The sequence below is a fragment of the Sporolactobacillus sp. STSJ-5 genome (assembly GCF_024385605.1).
GTDB lineage: Bacteria > Bacillota > Bacilli > Bacillales > Sporolactobacillaceae > Sporolactobacillus.
In genome coordinates this window covers 1-2,486 of sequence record NZ_JANFOJ010000039.1, presented here as the reverse complement: position 1 = coordinate 2,486, position 2,486 = coordinate 1, and the positions used below count along the sequence as shown (strand labels likewise).

The 2,486-nt window shown below is 41.4% G+C and carries 2 protein-coding genes; both read left to right on the top strand.

Features of this window, described 5'->3' with window-relative positions; translation table 11 throughout:
* The first annotated feature begins 120 nt into the window (after nucleotides 1–120).
* A complete protein-coding gene (gene istA, locus NOM01_RS16985; protein WP_255749772.1) occupies nucleotides 121–1,686 on the top strand; it encodes an IS21 family transposase in 1,566 nt (521 codons plus the stop codon).
* Complete coding sequence (istB, locus tag NOM01_RS16980; protein ID WP_253077506.1) at nucleotides 1,683–2,450, top strand: IS21-like element helper ATPase IstB; 768 nt, start codon at nucleotides 1,683–1,685, stop codon at nucleotides 2,448–2,450. Before istA ends, istB begins: the two co-directional genes overlap by 4 nt.
* Nucleotides 2,451–2,486: the final 36 nt, after the last annotated feature.

The following is a 2,486-nucleotide window of genomic DNA, read 5'->3' as shown; positions in this document are numbered from 1 at the left end:
TGTAACTGCTAAACTAAAATCAACAGATTCTGCTAAATAGAAATGAACACTTTTCGCTAAATAGTAATCCAGATAAGTTATGATAGTTTTTCAACATGATTTGTCTGGAGGATTCGAAAGGTGGAAAAATTACTCTTGTATGTACAGGTTCATCAATTGAGTGAACAAGGATTCAAAGTGGCGAAAATCGCCAAAAAACTGGGTATTTCAAGAAATACTGTTTATAAGTTTTTGAAAATGTCTTTTGAGGAAGCCAGTGATTGGGCGAATTCTCTTAGTCAAAGGAGGAAGAAGCTCGATCCCTATCGGGATCAAATGATAAGTTGGTTAAAAGAACATCCCGACCTTTCTTCCGCCCAAATTGAGGATTGGTTGAAGGAAAAACATCCGGGTCTAACCATTGGAGGGAGCACCATTCGATTATTCGTCAAAGATCTGAGGGAAATCTACCATATCTCAAAAGAGATACATGCTCGTAGTCATGAAGCGGTTGATGAACTTCCAATGGGATATCAGGTTCAGGTGGACTGGGGAGAAATAACGCTTAAAAACGTACTGAACAAGGAGGTGAAGCTCTACTTTATCACATTCGTTCTGTCTCATTCTCGATATAAATATGTGGAATGGCTGGGAAGACCTTTCACCACAAAAGATACGATTCGATGCCATGAAAATGCCTTTGCTTATTTCGGGGGCATGCCGGAGGAATTGGTTTATGACCAAGATCACTTAATCACGGTCAGTGAAAATGCGGGTGACGTTATTCTGACCGGTGAATTTCAGGCTTATAAAGAACAACGTAAATTTCGTTTACATCTATGTCGAAAAGCAGATCCCCAAAGTAAAGGGAAAATAGAAAATGTTGTCAAGTATGTTAAGTATAATTTTGCCAAGAACAGGGTCTTTACGAACATCGATACATGGAATGAAAAAGGCATCGCTTGGTTAGAACGGACAGGGAATTATAATGTACACAATACAACAAAAAAGAGACCGGCTGAAGTGCACGCCCTCGAAAAGCAACACTTGAAACCAGTCTCTCCGCTGCTCTCCATTGAGAGCGACTATAGTTCCAGTATAACAAGAACTGTCTGTCCAGACAATGTCATCAAATATAAATCCAATCGTTATTCCGTGCCCTTGGGAACGTATCGTCGAAATGGTGATAATAAAGTTTTCATTGAACTCAAAGAAAGTGAATTGATCATCAAAAAGCAATCACAAGGTGAAGTCCTTGCTCGGCACATCCTAAGCACAGGAAAAGGCGAGCTCATCAAAAACAGGCAACATGCTCGTGATCGCTCAAAAGGAATTCAAGCCTATAAGGAGACGATTATCCGTCAATTCAATGATGGCGATCAAGCGGCATTATTCATTCAAGAATTGAGTAAGCGGTATCCGAGATATGTCCGTGATCAGCTTCAAATCATCCAGTATGCCCTTCATCATTTCCGTCAGGAAATGGAACAAGCCTTGACTATCTGTATAAAAGACCAACTCTGGAGTGCCAACGATCTTCGAGATGTTTCCCAACATCTGGCTCGCCAAAAAGAAACAAAAGTCGTACAAGCATCGTGCCAAACTCAGGGATCACAAAATGATCGTGTCGCACGAACACGCCAAGTTGCTGCAACGGTGAGAGAAATGGACGATTATATCCAGATACTCGGAGGCATGGGGCAATGAACAGTACAGTCAAAGAGATACAAGAGCACTTCCGCCATCTTCGGATGGCGGAGACAGCCAATGGGCTACCGCATCTCTTGCGAAAAGCCGAACAATCTTCTTGGACCTATCAAGAATTACTAGAGGAACTTTTAACTTTCGAATTAAAGCGGAGAGAAGAAAAAAATGTAGAAAGAAGATTGAAGTGGGCCAAGTTCCCTTATCAAAAGACACTGGATGAATTTCGCATAGACGAACAACAATCCATTAGCAGTCGGCAGATCAACCAGTTAAGGGAATTGAATTGGCTAGAACAACAATATAACCTGATTCTTCTTGGCCCGCCAGGAGTGGGTAAAACCCATATTGCGATTGGTCTTGGTCTTGAGGCTATCTACAAAGGCTTCAAGGTAAGCTTTATCACCATGGGGGAGCTCGTCCATCTGCTCAAGACAGAGGAGTACCTATCTAAATCCAAAACGCAGCTGAAAAGGCTACGGGAATCGGACCTTGTCATCATTGATGACCTGATGTATCTAGCAATGGATCAGCGAGAAGCCAACTTGTTTTTTCACCTGATTAACCATCTATACGAACGAAGTTCGGTCATCCTGACATCGAACAAAGGGCCGAAACAATGGGGAGAATTAATGGGCGATCAGGGGATCACAACAGCTATATTAGACAGAATTCTCCATAGAGTAGAAGTCATTCACCTAAACGAAGACAGCTATAGAATTAAACACCGAAGTACAATTTTCAAAGAGAAAAGTGTTCAAAATTAATTAGCAAAAAGTGTTCAAAACTACTTGACGGTTACA

Excerpts from the sequence above, each read along its gene's own strand:
- istB (WP_253077506.1), top strand. The coding sequence starts at position 1,683 with ATGAACAGTACAGTCAAAGAGATACAAGAGCACTTCCGCCATCTTCGG.